Raw genomic sequence first — 13,018 nt, 5'->3', positions numbered from 1 at the left:
GTCCGCGAACCTCCAGACCACGAAGGAAAGTACATCTCATGGCACACATTGACCTCTACCAGTCGCTCGGTCTCTCCCCGCAGGCGTCCTCCGCCGAACTGGTGGCGGAGATCGACGACCGACTCGCCACCACCCCGGCCGAGGACGCCGGCATGCGCGACCAACTGTCCACCGCCCGGGCGGTCCTCGGCGACGAGACCAGGCGGTCACTCTACGACCAGCGGCTCAGTGACCCCACTGCGCCGGACATCGACGTGGTCTCCCTGCGGGAGCTCGCGGCCCTCACCACCGAACCGGGGGCAGGGAAGACCACCTCGGCCGGAAAGGGGGCCCAGTTCCAGCAGCAGGTCGGTCACGCCGGGCGCCAGGTCCAGGACTCCTTCCGGCAGTCGAACCTGCTCGCGATCGGCGTGACCGCCGTCGTCACCGCTGTCGTCGTCGGGCTGGCAGGTTGGGCGCTCGGACTGTTCGGCGGAGGCGACGAACTGAAGGACGCGAAGGAGACCGCCAACGAGATGCTGGGCAAGAACGACGCGGACGACCTGCGGTCCTGGATCCAGGACAACTCCACCTACCAGGACCGGGACGACGTCCTCTCGCAGCTGAAGCTCAGCGGTGAGGGGTCGTTCAGCGGCATGGACTCGCTGTTCGGTGGCAGTGACCTTACCGCCGGTGAGGTGCTGGCGGGTGACCAGCTGATGATGACGACACTCGGGGACGTCGACCAGTTCTACGAACTGCTGGAGGACGAGGGCTACTCCAGGGAGGAGGCCGACAGCCTCGTCCGGGTCGGTGTCAGGGACGGCGACGACGACTACAAGGGCTCCGTCCTCATGCTCGAGCGGGACGGGGACTACCAGATCGTCGAGGTCGCTGTCTTCTGATCAGTTCATCGGGTACTGGCTCTCGTCGCGCAGCGGCTCCACCAGGGGCATCGGCCGGTACTTGGTGCGCAGCTCGCGCAGCGTGGCTGCGTGCTGGGCCAGGCGCTTGTCCTCCGGGGTGGTGGGGGTGAACTGCCGGGCGGCCAGCGGGTTGCCGTCGATGTCCGTGGAGATGTAGGTCATCGACGCGTGGATGGCGACCGGCAGGTTGCCGGTCCCCTCACGCGGGTCGCCGGCACGCAGGTGCACCGACACAGACATGCTGCGCACGTCCGTGCGGATCACGCGGGCCTCCACCTCGACGAGGTCGCCGATGTGCACCGGGCGGTAGAAACGGAAACCGCCCGCGTAGACCGCCACGGTGCGCTCCCCGGTCCATGCCGAGGTGCAGGCGGCCGCGGCCTCGTCGATCCACTCCATGGCGGTACCGCCGTGGACGTTCCCGCCCCAGTTGACGTCGGTGGGCTTGGCCATGAAACGGTGCGTCATTCGCGGGGCGGTCGTCGCCGCCGGGTCGGAGGAGTAGCTCTGCTTCAGCATCTCCTCCTCGATGGCCTTGCGCAGCTGCACGCGCGACAGGGCGGCCTGCTGCACGCGGACGCCCGCCTCGGTCTCCGGCTCGAAGTGGGGGACCGGCATCGACTTCCGGTTCTCGTCCATGGCCACGAAGATCACCAGGCAGTCACACGCACGGGTGAAGACACCTTCGCGCGGGTCCGCGGAGAGTACCTCGTTGACGATGTGCATCGAGGACCGTCCGGTGTACACGATGCGTGACCGGACCTCCACGATGTGACCGGAGGGGATCGGGCGGGTGAAGTGGATGTGCCCCACGTACGCGGTCACGCAGTAGGCGCCGGACCAGCCGACGGCACAGGCGTAGGCCCCCTTGTCGATCCATTCCAGGACCCGGCCGCCGTGGACTCCACGGGCACCCTGCATCAGGACGTCGGTCGGCGCCGCCATGAATCGGAGAGTCGTCTCCGACTGCAGCTTCCGCTCCTGCTCGTCTGCCCCTGTTACTGCCACAATCTGCCTTTCGTCTCACCGGTGATGTCCCACATCCTACAGTCCGGCCCCGGGCCGTATCATCGAGGTCATGCCAGAGAGGTCGACGAAGACGACGGATCCCGCCGCGGTGCGCTCGGCGGTGGTGGACGTGTGGCCGTGGGTGTGTGACCCGGGGAACCGTCCGCGCCCGTCCCGCGCCGCCGTCGCCGCCGCGGTGCGGCTCACGACCGCGCAGTTGGGGCAGGACGCCCCGGGGCACAGTGTCGAGGTCAGGGTGCCGCCCTTCGCGGCCGTGCAGTGCATCGAGGGGTCGGTGCACCGGCGGGGCACGCCTCCGAACGTGGTGCAGTGCGACGCCCTGACCTGGCTGCGGTTGGCCGGCGGTCTCATCGACCTCGACGGTGCGGTCGCCGCGGGCGCGGAGGTCTCCGGGGCGCACGCAGGGGACGTCTCACACTGGCTTCCGGTGGTCAGGGGGATCTCGGTGGGGAAGTAGGGGGCGGTACCGGGTAGGCTGGACGCGGCTGAATGCAGGAGAATCCTGCACGACAATCACCGCGAGTGAAGGCGTATTACTTTGACTGACCTGACCGATCCCCGCGACAACTCCGGCGGCGCCAGCTATGCCGCCGCCGGCGTCGACATCGAGGCTGGCGACCGCGCCGTCGAGATGTTCGCCCCCCTGGCCAAGAAGGCCACCCGTCCCGAGGTCCGCGGCGGACTCGGCGGCTTCGCCGGGCTCTTCGCCCTCGGCGACTACGAGAAGCCCCTGCTGGCCTCGGGTTCCGACGGTGTCGGGACGAAGCTCGCGGTGGCGCAGGCCATGAACAAGCACGACACCATCGGCCGTGACCTGGTGGCCATGGTCGTCGACGACCTGGTGGTGTGCGGTGCCGAGCCGCTGTTCCTGCAGGACTACATCGCCATCGGCAAGGTCGTCCCGGAGCATGTCGCCGAGATCGTCTCCGGCATCGCCGCCGGTTGCATCGACGCCGGCTGTGCCCTCCTCGGCGGGGAGACCGCCGAGCACCCGGGTCTGATGGAGCCCGGTGAGTACGACGTGTCGGCGACCGCCGTCGGCGTCGTCGAGGAGGCCAAGCTGCTGGGGCCGGACCGGGTCCGCCACGGTGACGTCGTCATCGGCATGGCCAGCTCGGGCCTGCACTCCAACGGCTACAGTCTCGCCCGCCACGTCCTCCTGGAGAAGGCCGGACTGGAGCTCGACGGGTACGTCTCTGACTTCGGCCGCACCCTCGGCGAGGAGCTGCTGGAGCCGACGAAGATCTACGCGCTGGACTGCCTGGCGCTCGCCGCGGAGTGCGACGTGCACACCTACTCGCACGTGACCGGTGGCGGCCTGGCCGCCAACCTGGCCCGGGTGATCCCCGAGGGCCTCGTCGCCGAGCTGAACCGTGGTTCCTGGGAGCCGGCACCGGTCTTCCGCACCATCGCCCAGCTGGGCAAGGTCGCGCAGGACGAGATGGAGAAGACCTTCAACATGGGGGTCGGCATGGTCGCCGTCGTCGGTGAGGACGACGCGGAGCGGGCGCTCGCCATGCTCACCGCCCGCCACATCGACGCATGGAACCTGGGTCATGTGCGGATGGCCGCCGAGGACGGTTCGGAGAACGAGCCCGCGGCACGCGCGCAGCTCGTGGGGGAGTACCCGCGGACCTGACGTCCGGGGGTTCCGGGACCGGGGCGGTGTCCGGGCCCGGCTGCGGTGGGTCACCCGACTCGCCGTGGCAGGGTTCGGCCACCGCCCTTCGTCGGTTCCCGGGGTACGCGAAAACCGGTGTCCGGGCCGGTCCCCGTCGTCGGTTCACGACGTGGACGTACCCGAGCACCGGTGCTCACCGGGTGAGGGGGACGGAAGAGGGCGTCAGCGGCCCTCGTCCTCCTCGACGCTCCAGTCTTCCCACTCCTCGTAGTCGTCTCCGGTGGAATGCCCACTCTCGGTGGACAGCTCACGCTGGAGACTCTCGAGATCCATGTCTGGAGAGCTGTACTTGAGCTGACGGGCAACCTTGGTTTGCTTTGCCTTGGCACGGCCGCGACCCATGGCCTGACCCCCTCGGGTTGTCAATGGAGCAGCCAGGGATTTGAGCTGCTCTCGCATCTTTCAGTGATTCCGTTCTGCCCCCACCATAGCGGGTGCAGGCGCAGTTGTCAGAACCAGGGCCGCGCCCGGTCGCGTGTCAGCGGTGTATGTGCAGGTGAACGCCAGTCAGATTTTTCCCCTCAGCTTGTCGACGGCCGCGCGGCCCGGTCGGACGGCGGTGTCGACGACGATGTCGTCCGGGTCGACGGCGGCGTCGACACCGTCCACGGTCAGCGGTGGAGTCGCGTTGCCGCCGGTCTCCCGGTCGGACGCGAGCTTCTCGATGACCTGGCGTTTCACCAGGGCGAGGGCCACCGGCCCCTCGTCGGCGTCCTGCACGGTCAGGCCGACCCGGCCCACGGTGCGTCCGCCGGCCTGCACAGCCGCACCGACCTCCGGAAGTGACTGGCCGGAGCCGTCCAGCTGCAGCACCACCAGCTGTCGCGGCGGCCGGCCCAGGTTGTGCACCCGGGACACCGTCTCCTGGCCCCGGTAGCAGCCCTTGTTCAGGTGCACCGCGGCGGACGTCGGCCCGTCGTCCGCGCGGGCCAGCTGGGTGGCGCCGTGCGCGCTGGGGGTGTCCCCGCCGATGAAACCGGGGACCTCGTGCGGGATCACCCGCTCGTCGGTGTCCACGCCGAGCAGCGGGTGACGGTCGCGGATCCGCAGGGCGTCCGCGGCCCATCCGCCGACCGGCCGGGCGCCGTCGGCCACCAGGGAGTCCCACGCCGCGGTCAGGGACGCGGTGTCGACCCACAGGTCGGTCACGGGGTGCCCGCCGAGGGTGCGGGTCGCCCAGTAGCGAACGTCCGGCGCCGCGACGCCCTCCGGCCCGCCGGTGCCGGCGGCCGCGGCGGGGGTGACCTCCGGGTTCACCACGCTGAGCAGTGACAGTTCCGGTGTGGAGACCTCGACCTGCGACCAGAAGACCATCCGTGAGAGGAACTCCGCCAGCGCCGCGGCGTCGGTGTCGCCGGGGGCGTCGAGGAGGAGCACGTCGTCGTCGACGGCGGAGATCCCGAAGGCGTGCTCGACGCGCCCCTGCACGTCGAGGATCAGGCCACGGGTCGACGTCCCCACCGTGATCGCGTCGACCTTCTGGGAGATCAGGTCGTTCAGCCAGGTGGCGGCGTCCGGACCGGACACCAGGATCGCGGTGTGCGGCCAGCCGTCGATCACCCCGGTGCCGCCTCCGTCCACGAACGACTGCTCGATGAGCGGCTGTCCGTAGTGCCTCGCCGTGGCGGCCAGGAGATCCCGGTGCCCCTCGGAGACGGTGCCATCTTCCGTGCTTGCCCCTGGAACATGGTCGACCAGGGGGCTGTGCGTCTGACTCACGGTGTCCACCCTAGTACCGATCGGGGCCCGTGTCAGGGGAGAACCCCTAGACTGGTCGCCATGAGCGACTTCAACCACCGTGCCGACGCCCGGGACATCGCCGTCGACGTGCGCCCGGCGGAGGACCTCCCCCCGCAGGTCATCGACCCCACCGTGCCCGTCATCTACATCGACGACCTCGCCGCCCGCCGTGGCGACGGGATCTTCGAGACGCTGATGGTGCGGGGCGGCCGGGTACGCAACCTCGACCTGCACCGTGAACGTTTCGTCCGAGGTGCGGCACTGCTGGACCTCCCTGCGCCGGACGTCGACCGCTGGCTGCAGGCCACGGACATGGCACTGACCGCCTGGGAACAGACCGGGGGCGGGGAGGCGTCGCTGCGGTGGATGTACTCGCGTGGGCGCGAGTCGACCGGTGAGGTGACCGGGTGGGTGACCGTCACCGCGGAGTCGGCGTCGGTGGTCCGTCAGCGGGAGGAGGGGGTGCGGGTGATGACCGCGCACCGGGGGTTCAGTCTCAGCGTCTCCGCGGACTCGCCCTGGGCCCTGGTGGGCGCGAAGACGCTGTCCTACGCGATGAACATGGCGGCGCTGCGGTACGCGGCGTCGCAGGGGCTGGACGACGTGATCTTCATCGGCGACGACGACCGGGTGCTCGAGGGGCCCACGTCCACCGTGGTGGCGGTGACGGGCCGGACGTTGTCCACGCCGGTCCAGCAGGCCGGTGTCCTGCCGGGGACGACCCAGGCGGCGATGTTCGCCCTGGCCCGCGACCGCGGGTGGGAGACGGAGGAGAAGCCGTTGACCGTGGCGGACCTGCGGGCCGCCGACGGGGTGTGGCTGGTGTCCTCGGTGCGCGTCCACGCCCGGGTCACCGAGATGGACGGCGTCGCGATGCCCCGGCCCGACGTGGCAGCCGAGGTGGAGGCGCTGGCCGTGGAGGCCGCGACCGCCTGAGGGCGGGGTCGGGTTCCCGGGCCGCCGTCAGCCGATGACGCGGGTCAGTTCCGCGGACATCCACGGGGTCAGTTCGGCGGCGGAGCCGTCGGCGGCGTTCTCGACGCGCTCGTCGACCCAGCCGAGGTTGTTGTTCGGCATCAGGCCGTAGAGGCGCTTGCCGGGGCCGAAGGCGCGCGGGCCGGTCTCGGAGGCCAGGGTGGAGGCGCTCTCCAGTTCCCAGGCGCGCTCGTTCCGCGGGCGGCCGTACAGGACCTCGACGACGCCGGTGCTGTGCACGGTGAGGAACTCGATGTCGTCGTTCTCGCTGATGCGCAGGAACCCGGTCTCCCGGATGTCCTGGCCGGTGGCCTCGCCGTTGTCGTCGAGACGCCAGATCCGCGAGTTGTAGCTGATGTAGTTCTCGCCGTCGTGGGCGAAGACGATCTGCTGGCCGAAGGCGTAGTCGTCGGACCCGCCGACCGGGGAGGCGTGCCCTTCGCCGCGCCACACGCCGACGAGCGGGAGCAGCGCCAGGAGCCCGTCGTGGAGGTTCGGTCCCTGGCGGAGGTTGGCGGTGTCCTCGGCGACGGGGAGGTCACCGATGGTGGGGATGTTGCGCCCGGCGGTCTGCTTGGCCTGCTCTTCCGCCCGGGCGACGGCCTCGTTGCCTGAAATGGGATTCTCGCTAGTCATGTGTGACAGCGTACCGGGTCCGCCCGGTGATCAGAGTCCCGCCCGCTCGTCCTCGTCCAACGGGCCGGAGCGCGGGGCCAGGTCGGCGACGCTGACACGGGTGAAGTTCTGCTCCGCCTCGATGAACAGTGTGCCGCCGGCGGTGTAGACCCGGCGCGGCGGGCTGCGGAACGGCATGGTGTCGCCCGGCATCTCCAGGGTGAAGGCGTCGAGGACGCGTTCGGTGACGTCGTCGTCGAGGTCCTCCGGGGCGGTGGAGCCCGGGGTGTCGGTGACCTCCGTCGGCGTGAGGTAGACGTCGCCCTGCCACACCCGCAGCCGGACGCCGACCTCGTAGCGTCCGGCGTCCTCCTCCGGCAGCCCGTCGGGCGTCCCGGAGAGGTAGGCCTCCGTCTCCCAGCCGCCGGTGGGGGAGGAGTCGTCCTGGGACGCGAGTCCGAGGTCGTCGATGCCCATGCGTTCCCCGAGTTCGACGGTGTCCATCTGGATGCGGGTGAAGACCTCCTGCGCAGGGGCGTCGGAGAAGTCCCCGGACAGCACCGCGTCGCGTCCGAGGGTGATCTTCGTGGCGGAGGACGAGACGGTCACGCGCCCGAACCCGGGGATCTCCACGTCGGTGGACTCCACGTGGATCGACGGCACCTCGTGGGTGAACACGGCGGCGAGGTAGGGCATGCCGGTCACCTGGACGTGGGGCGGGGTGGCCAGGTGGGACTCCTCGAAGATGCGGTCGGAGATCCGCTTCTCGACCCGTGCGGCCATGAGGCTGTCCGCGACGACGGCCGCGCCGAGGGTGGCGGCGAGGACGGCGACCACGATGAGGACGACGGTCGTCACCGTCCGTCGGGGGCGGCGTCCGGGGCGCGGGGCGGTGGTCTCGGTCACCGCCCCAGCATACAAAGGCGTCGGGGCTGCGACGAATGTGTGGATTGTTACGTCTTCGTTTCGATGCTGTTGCAGGGGTCGGCCACCGGGATTGTGCAGGTCCGGCCGGTGTAATGTGGTGACGGTGCCGGGACGGAGCGTTCCCGGCGAGTGACACCGACGGAAGGACGACGGCCGTGAAACTGACCGTGCTCTCTGACAAGGACGAGGTCTCAGAGGTACTTCCTTCGCTGGCCCTGCTCTCCCATGAGGTGGTGCTCCTTCCGCCGGTGCCCGCGTCCGTCAAGGAGATCGGCGGGGCCGAGGTCGTGATGATCGACGTCACCGGCAGCAACCTCCTCGGTGCCCGGGACCTGTGCCGGTCGGTCGCCGCGGCGTACCCGACGTTGCCGGTGTCGGTCGCGATCGAGGAGACCAGCGTCATCGCGCTGGACGGGTCCTGGGCGGTGGACGACTTCCTGCTGCCGTCGGCGACCCCGACCGAGGTCGACGCGCGCCTGCGCATGCTGATGACCCGACGCCCCGTACCCGTCGAGGAGGCGGAGGACAGCCAGGTGGCCACCATCGGTGGACTGATCGTGGACGAGGTCACCTACGTCGCCCGTGTGGAGGGCCGCCCGCTGGACCTGACGTACAAGGAGTTCGAGCTCCTGTACTTCCTGGTCAAGCACGCCGGACGTGTCTTCAGCCGGGAACAGCTGCTGCAGGACGTCTGGGGGTACGACTACTTCGGTGGCACGCGCACGGTGGACGTGCACGTGCGGCGTCTGCGCGCGAAGCTCGGCCACGAGTACGAGAAGGTCATCGCCACGGTGCGTAATGTGGGGTACAAAGCCGTGGAACTGGACGCCCCCTGAAGTCCCTAGGAGAGCCGCAATGAACGCCGACAACACGCCGCTGAACCCCGTGCACCGGGAATTCCACCCCGGGGACGACCGGGGTGCGGAGGTCGCCGACGGGATCAGGGAGCTGCTCACCGCGGTCGGGGAGGCCGACGGGGTGCCGCCGTACAGTGAGGCGTTCCTGCGCAGCCTCGAGGGGGGTGACGGTGGTGACGGCGGGGGTTACCGGCACCTCACGGCGGAGGTCGGCGGCCGGATCATCGGCGTCGTCTCGGTCAACCCGTCCTACGTCGCCGAACTGGCCGTGCACCCGGACGCCCGCCGGAGGGGCGTGGCCACCGGCATGCTGCGCGAGATCGGCCGGCACCTGGACGTCGAACGGCCGCTGAGCGTCTGGTCCCACGGGGACCTGGACTCGGCGAAGAGCTTCGCCGACGACCGTCGTGCCCGCACCGTCCGCGAACTGCTGAAGATGTCGGTGGACTGCACCGACGGGGAACGCCGCCGGTCACTGCTGGCGGGACGGGACGAGGCGACCGCCACCGTGGAGGCCGAGGGGCTCAGCGTGCTGGACTACCCGGCCGCCGGCGCGGCCTTCGGCGCAGACCACGTCGACCGGGAGTGGCTCCGGGTGAACAACGAGGCCTTCGCCTGGCACCCGGAACAGGGAGGATGGGACCTCGGGAAGCTGGCCGCGGCCCGCGACACCGACTGGTTCGACCCCGCCGGCGTGATCTTCCTCTTCGACGGCCGTGAGTGCCTGGGCTTCCACTGGACGAAACGTCCGGAGGGGGACCCCCACGGCGAGGTGTACGTCGTGTGCCTGGCGGACGCCGCCCGCGGACGGGGCCTCGGCGGCCCGGTGACCCTGCTCGGCATCGGCCACCTGCTCGACGGCGGGGCCGAGGCGGTGGACCTGTACGTCGAGGGCGACAACGCCCCGGCGGTGGCCACCTACCGCCGGCTCGGATTCGAGGTCGTGCACCGTGACGTCGTCTACCGCGGCATGATCTGAGCAGGCCGGGAGGTGTCTCCCGGGTACCTGCGGGAGTATTCATCTTCCGTTCACCTTCACGGTGTCTGACGTCCACCATGGGGCGTTAACGTACTGTGCGTCGTCAACCCGCAACGCATGTGTAAGGACTACCCACTGTGAAGATCTCGACCACCCGCCGCCGCACGCTGACCACCGCAGCGGCGACCGTCGCCGCCGGCTCTCTCGTCCTCACCGGTTGTTCGAACTCGAACTCGGACGGGGGCGAGGGCGGCGCCGGCTCCGAGAGCTCCTACGAACTCTCCGACACCCAGGGCGAGCTCCGCGGTGAAGGCGCCAGCTCCCAGCAGAAGGCGATGGAGCAGTTCGGCGTCGCCTACTCCTCGGCCGTCCCCGGTGCCGTCCTGGCCTACAACGCCACCGGCTCCGGCGCGGGCCAGAAGCAGTTCATCGCCGACCAGGTCGACTTCGGCGGTTCGGACTCCCCGCTCGACGAGGAGCAGGCCGCGGCCGCCGCGAAGCGTTGCGGGGACAACCCCGCCTGGCACCTGCCCATGGTCGTCGGACCTGTCGCGGTGGCGTTCCACCTCGACGGCGTCGACGACCTGAACCTCTCCGTCGACACCGTCGCCAAGATCTTCAAGGGCGACATCCGCAACTGGAACGACAAGGCGATCGCCGCGGAGAACGAGGGCGTGGACCTCCCGGACATGCCCATCGACGTCCTCTACCGTGCCGAGGAGTCGGGCACGTCGGACAACTTCCAGTCCTTCCTGAAGACCGCCACCGACGGCCTGTGGGAGGACGAGGGCAAGACCTTCCCGACCCGCGTCGGCTCCGGTGCCCAGGGCTCCTCGGGTGTGGCCGACCAGGTCAAGGCCACCAACGGGTCCATCACCTACGTCGAGTCCGGTTTCGCCACCGCCAACGACCTGGGTATCGCGAACCTGGACTTCGGCGCCGGCCCGACCGAGCTCAACGCCGAGACCGTGAACAAGGCGCTCGACGAGGTCTCCTTCTCCGGCGAGGGCAATGACCTGGTCGTCGATTCCGAGGCACTGTTCTCCATGAAGGAGGAGGGCGCCTACCCGCTGGCACTGACGACCTACGAGATCGTCTGCTCCGCCGGCTACGACGAGGAGACCAGCGCGCGGGTCAAGGACTTCCTGCACACCGTCCTGGACAACCAGAACGACCAGCTTGAAGAGGCCGGTTACATCCCGCTGGCCGGATCCTTCAAGGAGAAGCTCGAGACCGCCGTCGATGCGATCCAGTAGCATGACCAGCTCACACCGAGGGACGGGGTCCGGCACCGACGCCCCGCAGCAGGGACGCGACGCCACCGGTGGGCCGGACGGCCCGGACGGTTCGGGCGGCACCGGCGCGGCCACCACGGTGGTCGGCCCCGCCGGGGCCGGCGGTGCGGTGAAGCGTACCGGGGACCGCGTCTTCGAGTCGCTGTCCACCGGTGCGGCCGTGCTGATCACGGTCATCATCGGCGCCATCGGGGTCTTCCTGCTGCTGCAGGCCATCCCGGCGCTGTCCCGGGAGCGCGACGGTCTGCTCAGCTTCTTCACCTACGGTGACCGGTGGGACCTCAACTACGCGTCGAACGACGGCGGGTGGATGCAGTTCGGCATCCCGAACATGTTCTTCACCACCGTGATGGTCTCGGTGCTGGCACTGGTCATCGCCATGCCGGTGGCGCTGGGGATCGCGGTGTTCCTGTCGAACTACTGCCCGAAGCGGGTGGTGCGGCCCCTGGGCTTCGTCATCGACCTGCTGGCCGCGGTGCCGTCCATCGTCTTCGGCATCTGGGGCATGCAGGTCCTCGGGCCCGCCCTCGGCGGCTTCTACGAGTGGCTCGTCGGCTGGGGCGGGGGGTTCATCCTCTTCGACTGGCAGCAGGGGACCTCCCCGGCGTTCGCCACCAGCCGCAACATCTTCACCGGTGGTGTGGTGCTGGCGATCATGATTCTCCCGATCATCGCCGCCACCGCCCGTGAGGTGTTCGTCCAGACCCCCCGCGGGCAGATCGAGGCCGCACTGGCACTCGGCGCCACCCGGTGGGAGGTCGTCCGGATGACGGTGCTGCCCTTCGGCAAGTCCGGCTACATCTCCGGCGCGATGCTCGGTCTGGGCAGGGCGTTGGGGGAGACGATGGCGCTGTACATGGTCATCGCCTCCGCCCCCGGTTTCCGCGGGTCGCTGATGGACGGCGGGACGACCTTCGCCACCGCCATCGCCAACGCCGCCCCCGAATTCAACGACGACCTGAAGGCCGGCGCGTACATCGCCGCCGGACTGGTGCTGTTCGTGCTGACCTTCGTGGTCAACGCCGCCGCCCGGTCCCTGGTCAAGAACACGAAGTAGCGGAGGACCACAGCAATGGCCACGTCTGTACCCGCAGGACCCCCCGAGCTCGACAACCGTCCGCACTCCGCGCTCGCGCCGAGCGGATTCAGTGACATCTCCACCGGCCGCAAGGCCCGCAACGCCATGGCCACCGGTGTCATCTACGCCACCATGGGCCTGGCGATCCTGCCCCTGGTGTGGGTGCTGTACGTCCTGGTGGAGCGCGGCGTCCCCGCCCTGCTCAGCGTCGACTGGTGGGTCTACGACATGTTCGGGCAGCTCTCGAACGTCGCCGGCGGCGGAATCGTGCACGCCGTCATCGGCACGGTGACCCAGGTGGCGGTGACCACCGTCATCTCCGTCCCGGTCGGCGTGTTCACCGCCGTCTACCTCGTGGAGTACTCCCGGGGTGGCTGGCTGGGCCGCACCACCACCTTCATGGTGGACATCCTCACCGGTGTCCCCTCCATCGTGGCGGCCCTGTTCGTCTACGCCATGTGGATCACCATGTTCGGCTTCGAGAGGTCCGGTTTCGCCGTCTCCCTGTCGCTGGTGCTGCTGATGGTGCCGGTGATCGTGCGCAACACCGAGGAGATGCTGCGCATCGTCCCGATGGACCTGCGCGAGGCCGCCTACGCCCTGGGTGTGCCGAAGTGGAAGACGATCGTCCGGATCGTGCTGCCCACCGCCCTGTCCGGCATCGTCACCGGTGTCATGCTCGCCGTCGCACGGGTGATGGGCGAGTCCGCGCCGGTGCTGATCCTGGTGGGTGCGACCCCGGTGATCAACTGGAACGTCTTCGACGGCAACCAGAGCTCCCTGCCCCTGTTCATGCTGGAGATGTACAAGCTCCAGGCCAGCGACGAGGTGCTCTCCCGCCTCTGGGGGGCGGCCCTGACCCTGGTGGTCCTCATCGGCGCACTGAACATCAGCGCCCGGATCATCTCCAACAAGTTCTCGATCAAGTCCAGCTAAG

General features: G+C 69.5%; 14 protein-coding genes. 9 read left to right on the top strand and 5 right to left on the bottom strand.

Going from position 1 to position 13,018, the window contains the following annotated elements:
- Window positions 1-38: 38 nt before the first annotated feature.
- Window positions 39-884 carry a hypothetical protein gene (locus Q0A34_RS01025; RefSeq protein ID WP_291477611.1) on the top strand — a complete coding sequence of 282 codons (846 nt, stop codon included), beginning with the start codon at window positions 39-41 and terminating at the stop codon, window positions 882-884.
- On the opposite strand, the gene Q0A34_RS01020 is transcribed toward Q0A34_RS01025, so the two are convergent.
- Window positions 885-1,850, bottom strand: a complete 966-nt coding sequence (locus tag Q0A34_RS01020; protein WP_291477610.1) for a hotdog domain-containing protein — start codon at window positions 1,848-1,850, stop codon at window positions 885-887.
- A 133-nt stretch (window positions 1,851-1,983) separates the two neighbouring features.
- Here Q0A34_RS01020 and Q0A34_RS01015 point away from each other — a divergent pair, with 133 nt between their 5' ends.
- Both Q0A34_RS01015 and purM read left to right on the top strand, forming a co-directional pair.
- On the top strand, window positions 1,984-2,391 hold the full coding sequence (locus Q0A34_RS01015) for a sterol carrier family protein (RefSeq protein ID WP_291477607.1): 408 nt from the start codon (window positions 1,984-1,986) through the stop codon (window positions 2,389-2,391).
- A 90-nt stretch (window positions 2,392-2,481) separates the two neighbouring features.
- Entirely contained in the window at window positions 2,482-3,573 is a 1,092-nt protein-coding gene (gene purM / locus Q0A34_RS01010; protein ID WP_291477657.1) for a phosphoribosylformylglycinamidine cyclo-ligase, read from the top strand.
- A gap of 204 nt (window positions 3,574-3,777) precedes the next feature.
- Here purM and Q0A34_RS01005 read toward each other — a convergent pair whose 3' ends face one another.
- Both Q0A34_RS01005 and Q0A34_RS01000 read right to left on the bottom strand, forming a co-directional pair.
- A complete protein-coding gene (locus Q0A34_RS01005) occupies window positions 3,778-3,957 on the bottom strand; it encodes a DUF3073 domain-containing protein (RefSeq protein WP_291477656.1) in 180 nt (59 codons plus the stop codon).
- Window positions 3,958-4,122: 165 nt separating this feature from the next.
- Window positions 4,123-5,334 (bottom strand): folate-binding protein, encoded by a 1,212-nt coding sequence (locus Q0A34_RS01000; RefSeq protein WP_291477605.1) that lies wholly within the window; start codon window positions 5,332-5,334, stop codon window positions 4,123-4,125.
- Window positions 5,335-5,394: 60 nt separating this feature from the next.
- Between Q0A34_RS01000 and Q0A34_RS00995 the strand changes: the two genes are divergently transcribed.
- A complete protein-coding gene (locus tag Q0A34_RS00995; protein ID WP_291477603.1) occupies window positions 5,395-6,291 on the top strand; it encodes an aminodeoxychorismate lyase in 897 nt (298 codons plus the stop codon).
- 27 nt (window positions 6,292-6,318) lie between these two features.
- Here Q0A34_RS00995 and Q0A34_RS00990 read toward each other — a convergent pair whose 3' ends face one another.
- Window positions 6,319-6,966 carry an FABP family protein gene (locus tag Q0A34_RS00990; protein WP_291477601.1) on the bottom strand — a complete coding sequence of 216 codons (648 nt, stop codon included), beginning with the start codon at window positions 6,964-6,966 and terminating at the stop codon, window positions 6,319-6,321.
- A gap of 30 nt (window positions 6,967-6,996) precedes the next feature.
- The gene (locus tag Q0A34_RS00985; RefSeq protein WP_291477599.1) at window positions 6,997-7,851 is read right to left on the bottom strand and encodes a DUF2993 domain-containing protein; all 855 of its coding nucleotides are present in this window, start codon (window positions 7,849-7,851) and stop codon (window positions 6,997-6,999) included.
- A 176-nt stretch (window positions 7,852-8,027) separates the two neighbouring features.
- Between Q0A34_RS00985 and Q0A34_RS00980 the strand changes: the two genes are divergently transcribed.
- The 5 genes from Q0A34_RS00980 (at window position 8,028) to pstA (ending at window position 13,017) form a co-directional block, all read left to right on the top strand.
- Window positions 8,028-8,708, top strand: coding sequence for a response regulator transcription factor (locus tag Q0A34_RS00980; protein ID WP_291477597.1), 681 nt, complete (start codon window positions 8,028-8,030; stop codon window positions 8,706-8,708).
- A 19-nt stretch (window positions 8,709-8,727) separates the two neighbouring features.
- Window positions 8,728-9,708: a mycothiol synthase gene (gene mshD / locus Q0A34_RS00975; RefSeq protein ID WP_291477595.1), complete on the top strand. Its 981-nt coding sequence runs from the start codon at window positions 8,728-8,730 to the stop codon at window positions 9,706-9,708.
- A gap of 143 nt (window positions 9,709-9,851) precedes the next feature.
- A complete protein-coding gene (gene pstS, locus Q0A34_RS00970) occupies window positions 9,852-10,964 on the top strand; it encodes a phosphate ABC transporter substrate-binding protein PstS (protein WP_291477655.1) in 1,113 nt (370 codons plus the stop codon).
- A gap of 1 nt (window position 10,965) precedes the next feature.
- Window positions 10,966-12,060: a phosphate ABC transporter permease subunit PstC gene (gene pstC, locus Q0A34_RS00965; protein ID WP_291477593.1), complete on the top strand. Its 1,095-nt coding sequence runs from the start codon at window positions 10,966-10,968 to the stop codon at window positions 12,058-12,060.
- 15 nt (window positions 12,061-12,075) lie between these two features.
- Window positions 12,076-13,017: a phosphate ABC transporter permease PstA gene (pstA, locus tag Q0A34_RS00960; protein ID WP_291477591.1), complete on the top strand. Its 942-nt coding sequence runs from the start codon at window positions 12,076-12,078 to the stop codon at window positions 13,015-13,017.
- Window position 13,018 lies beyond the last annotated feature (1 nt).

This window comes from Corynebacterium sp., from assembly GCF_022712195.1.
GTDB lineage: Bacteria > Actinomycetota > Actinomycetes > Mycobacteriales > Mycobacteriaceae > Corynebacterium.
The sequence above is the reverse complement of the archived record's forward strand: the minus strand, read 5'-3'. Positions and strand labels throughout refer to the sequence as shown.

Bases quoted from the DNA above. Each gene is read 5' to 3' on its own strand.
- Q0A34_RS01025 (WP_291477611.1), top strand. From the start codon at position 39: ATGGCACACATTGACCTCTACCAGTCGCTCGGTCTCTCCCCGCAGGCG.
- Q0A34_RS01005 (WP_291477656.1), bottom strand. From the start codon at position 3,957: ATGGGTCGCGGCCGTGCCAAGGCAAAGCAAACCAAGGTTGCCCGTCAG.
- Q0A34_RS00990 (WP_291477601.1), bottom strand. From the start codon at position 6,966: ATGACTAGCGAGAATCCCATTTCAGGCAACGAGGCCGTCGCCCGGGCG.
- Q0A34_RS01020 (WP_291477610.1), bottom strand. From the start codon at position 1,850: ATGGCGGCGCCGACCGACGTCCTGATGCAGGGTGCCCGTGGAGTCCAC.
- Q0A34_RS00995 (WP_291477603.1), top strand. From the start codon at position 5,395: ATGAGCGACTTCAACCACCGTGCCGACGCCCGGGACATCGCCGTCGAC.
- mshD (WP_291477595.1), top strand. From the start codon at position 8,728: ATGAACGCCGACAACACGCCGCTGAACCCCGTGCACCGGGAATTCCAC.
- Q0A34_RS01015 (WP_291477607.1), top strand. From the start codon at position 1,984: ATGCCAGAGAGGTCGACGAAGACGACGGATCCCGCCGCGGTGCGCTCG.
- pstA (WP_291477591.1), top strand. From the start codon at position 12,076: ATGGCCACGTCTGTACCCGCAGGACCCCCCGAGCTCGACAACCGTCCG.
- pstC (WP_291477593.1), top strand. From the start codon at position 10,966: ATGACCAGCTCACACCGAGGGACGGGGTCCGGCACCGACGCCCCGCAG.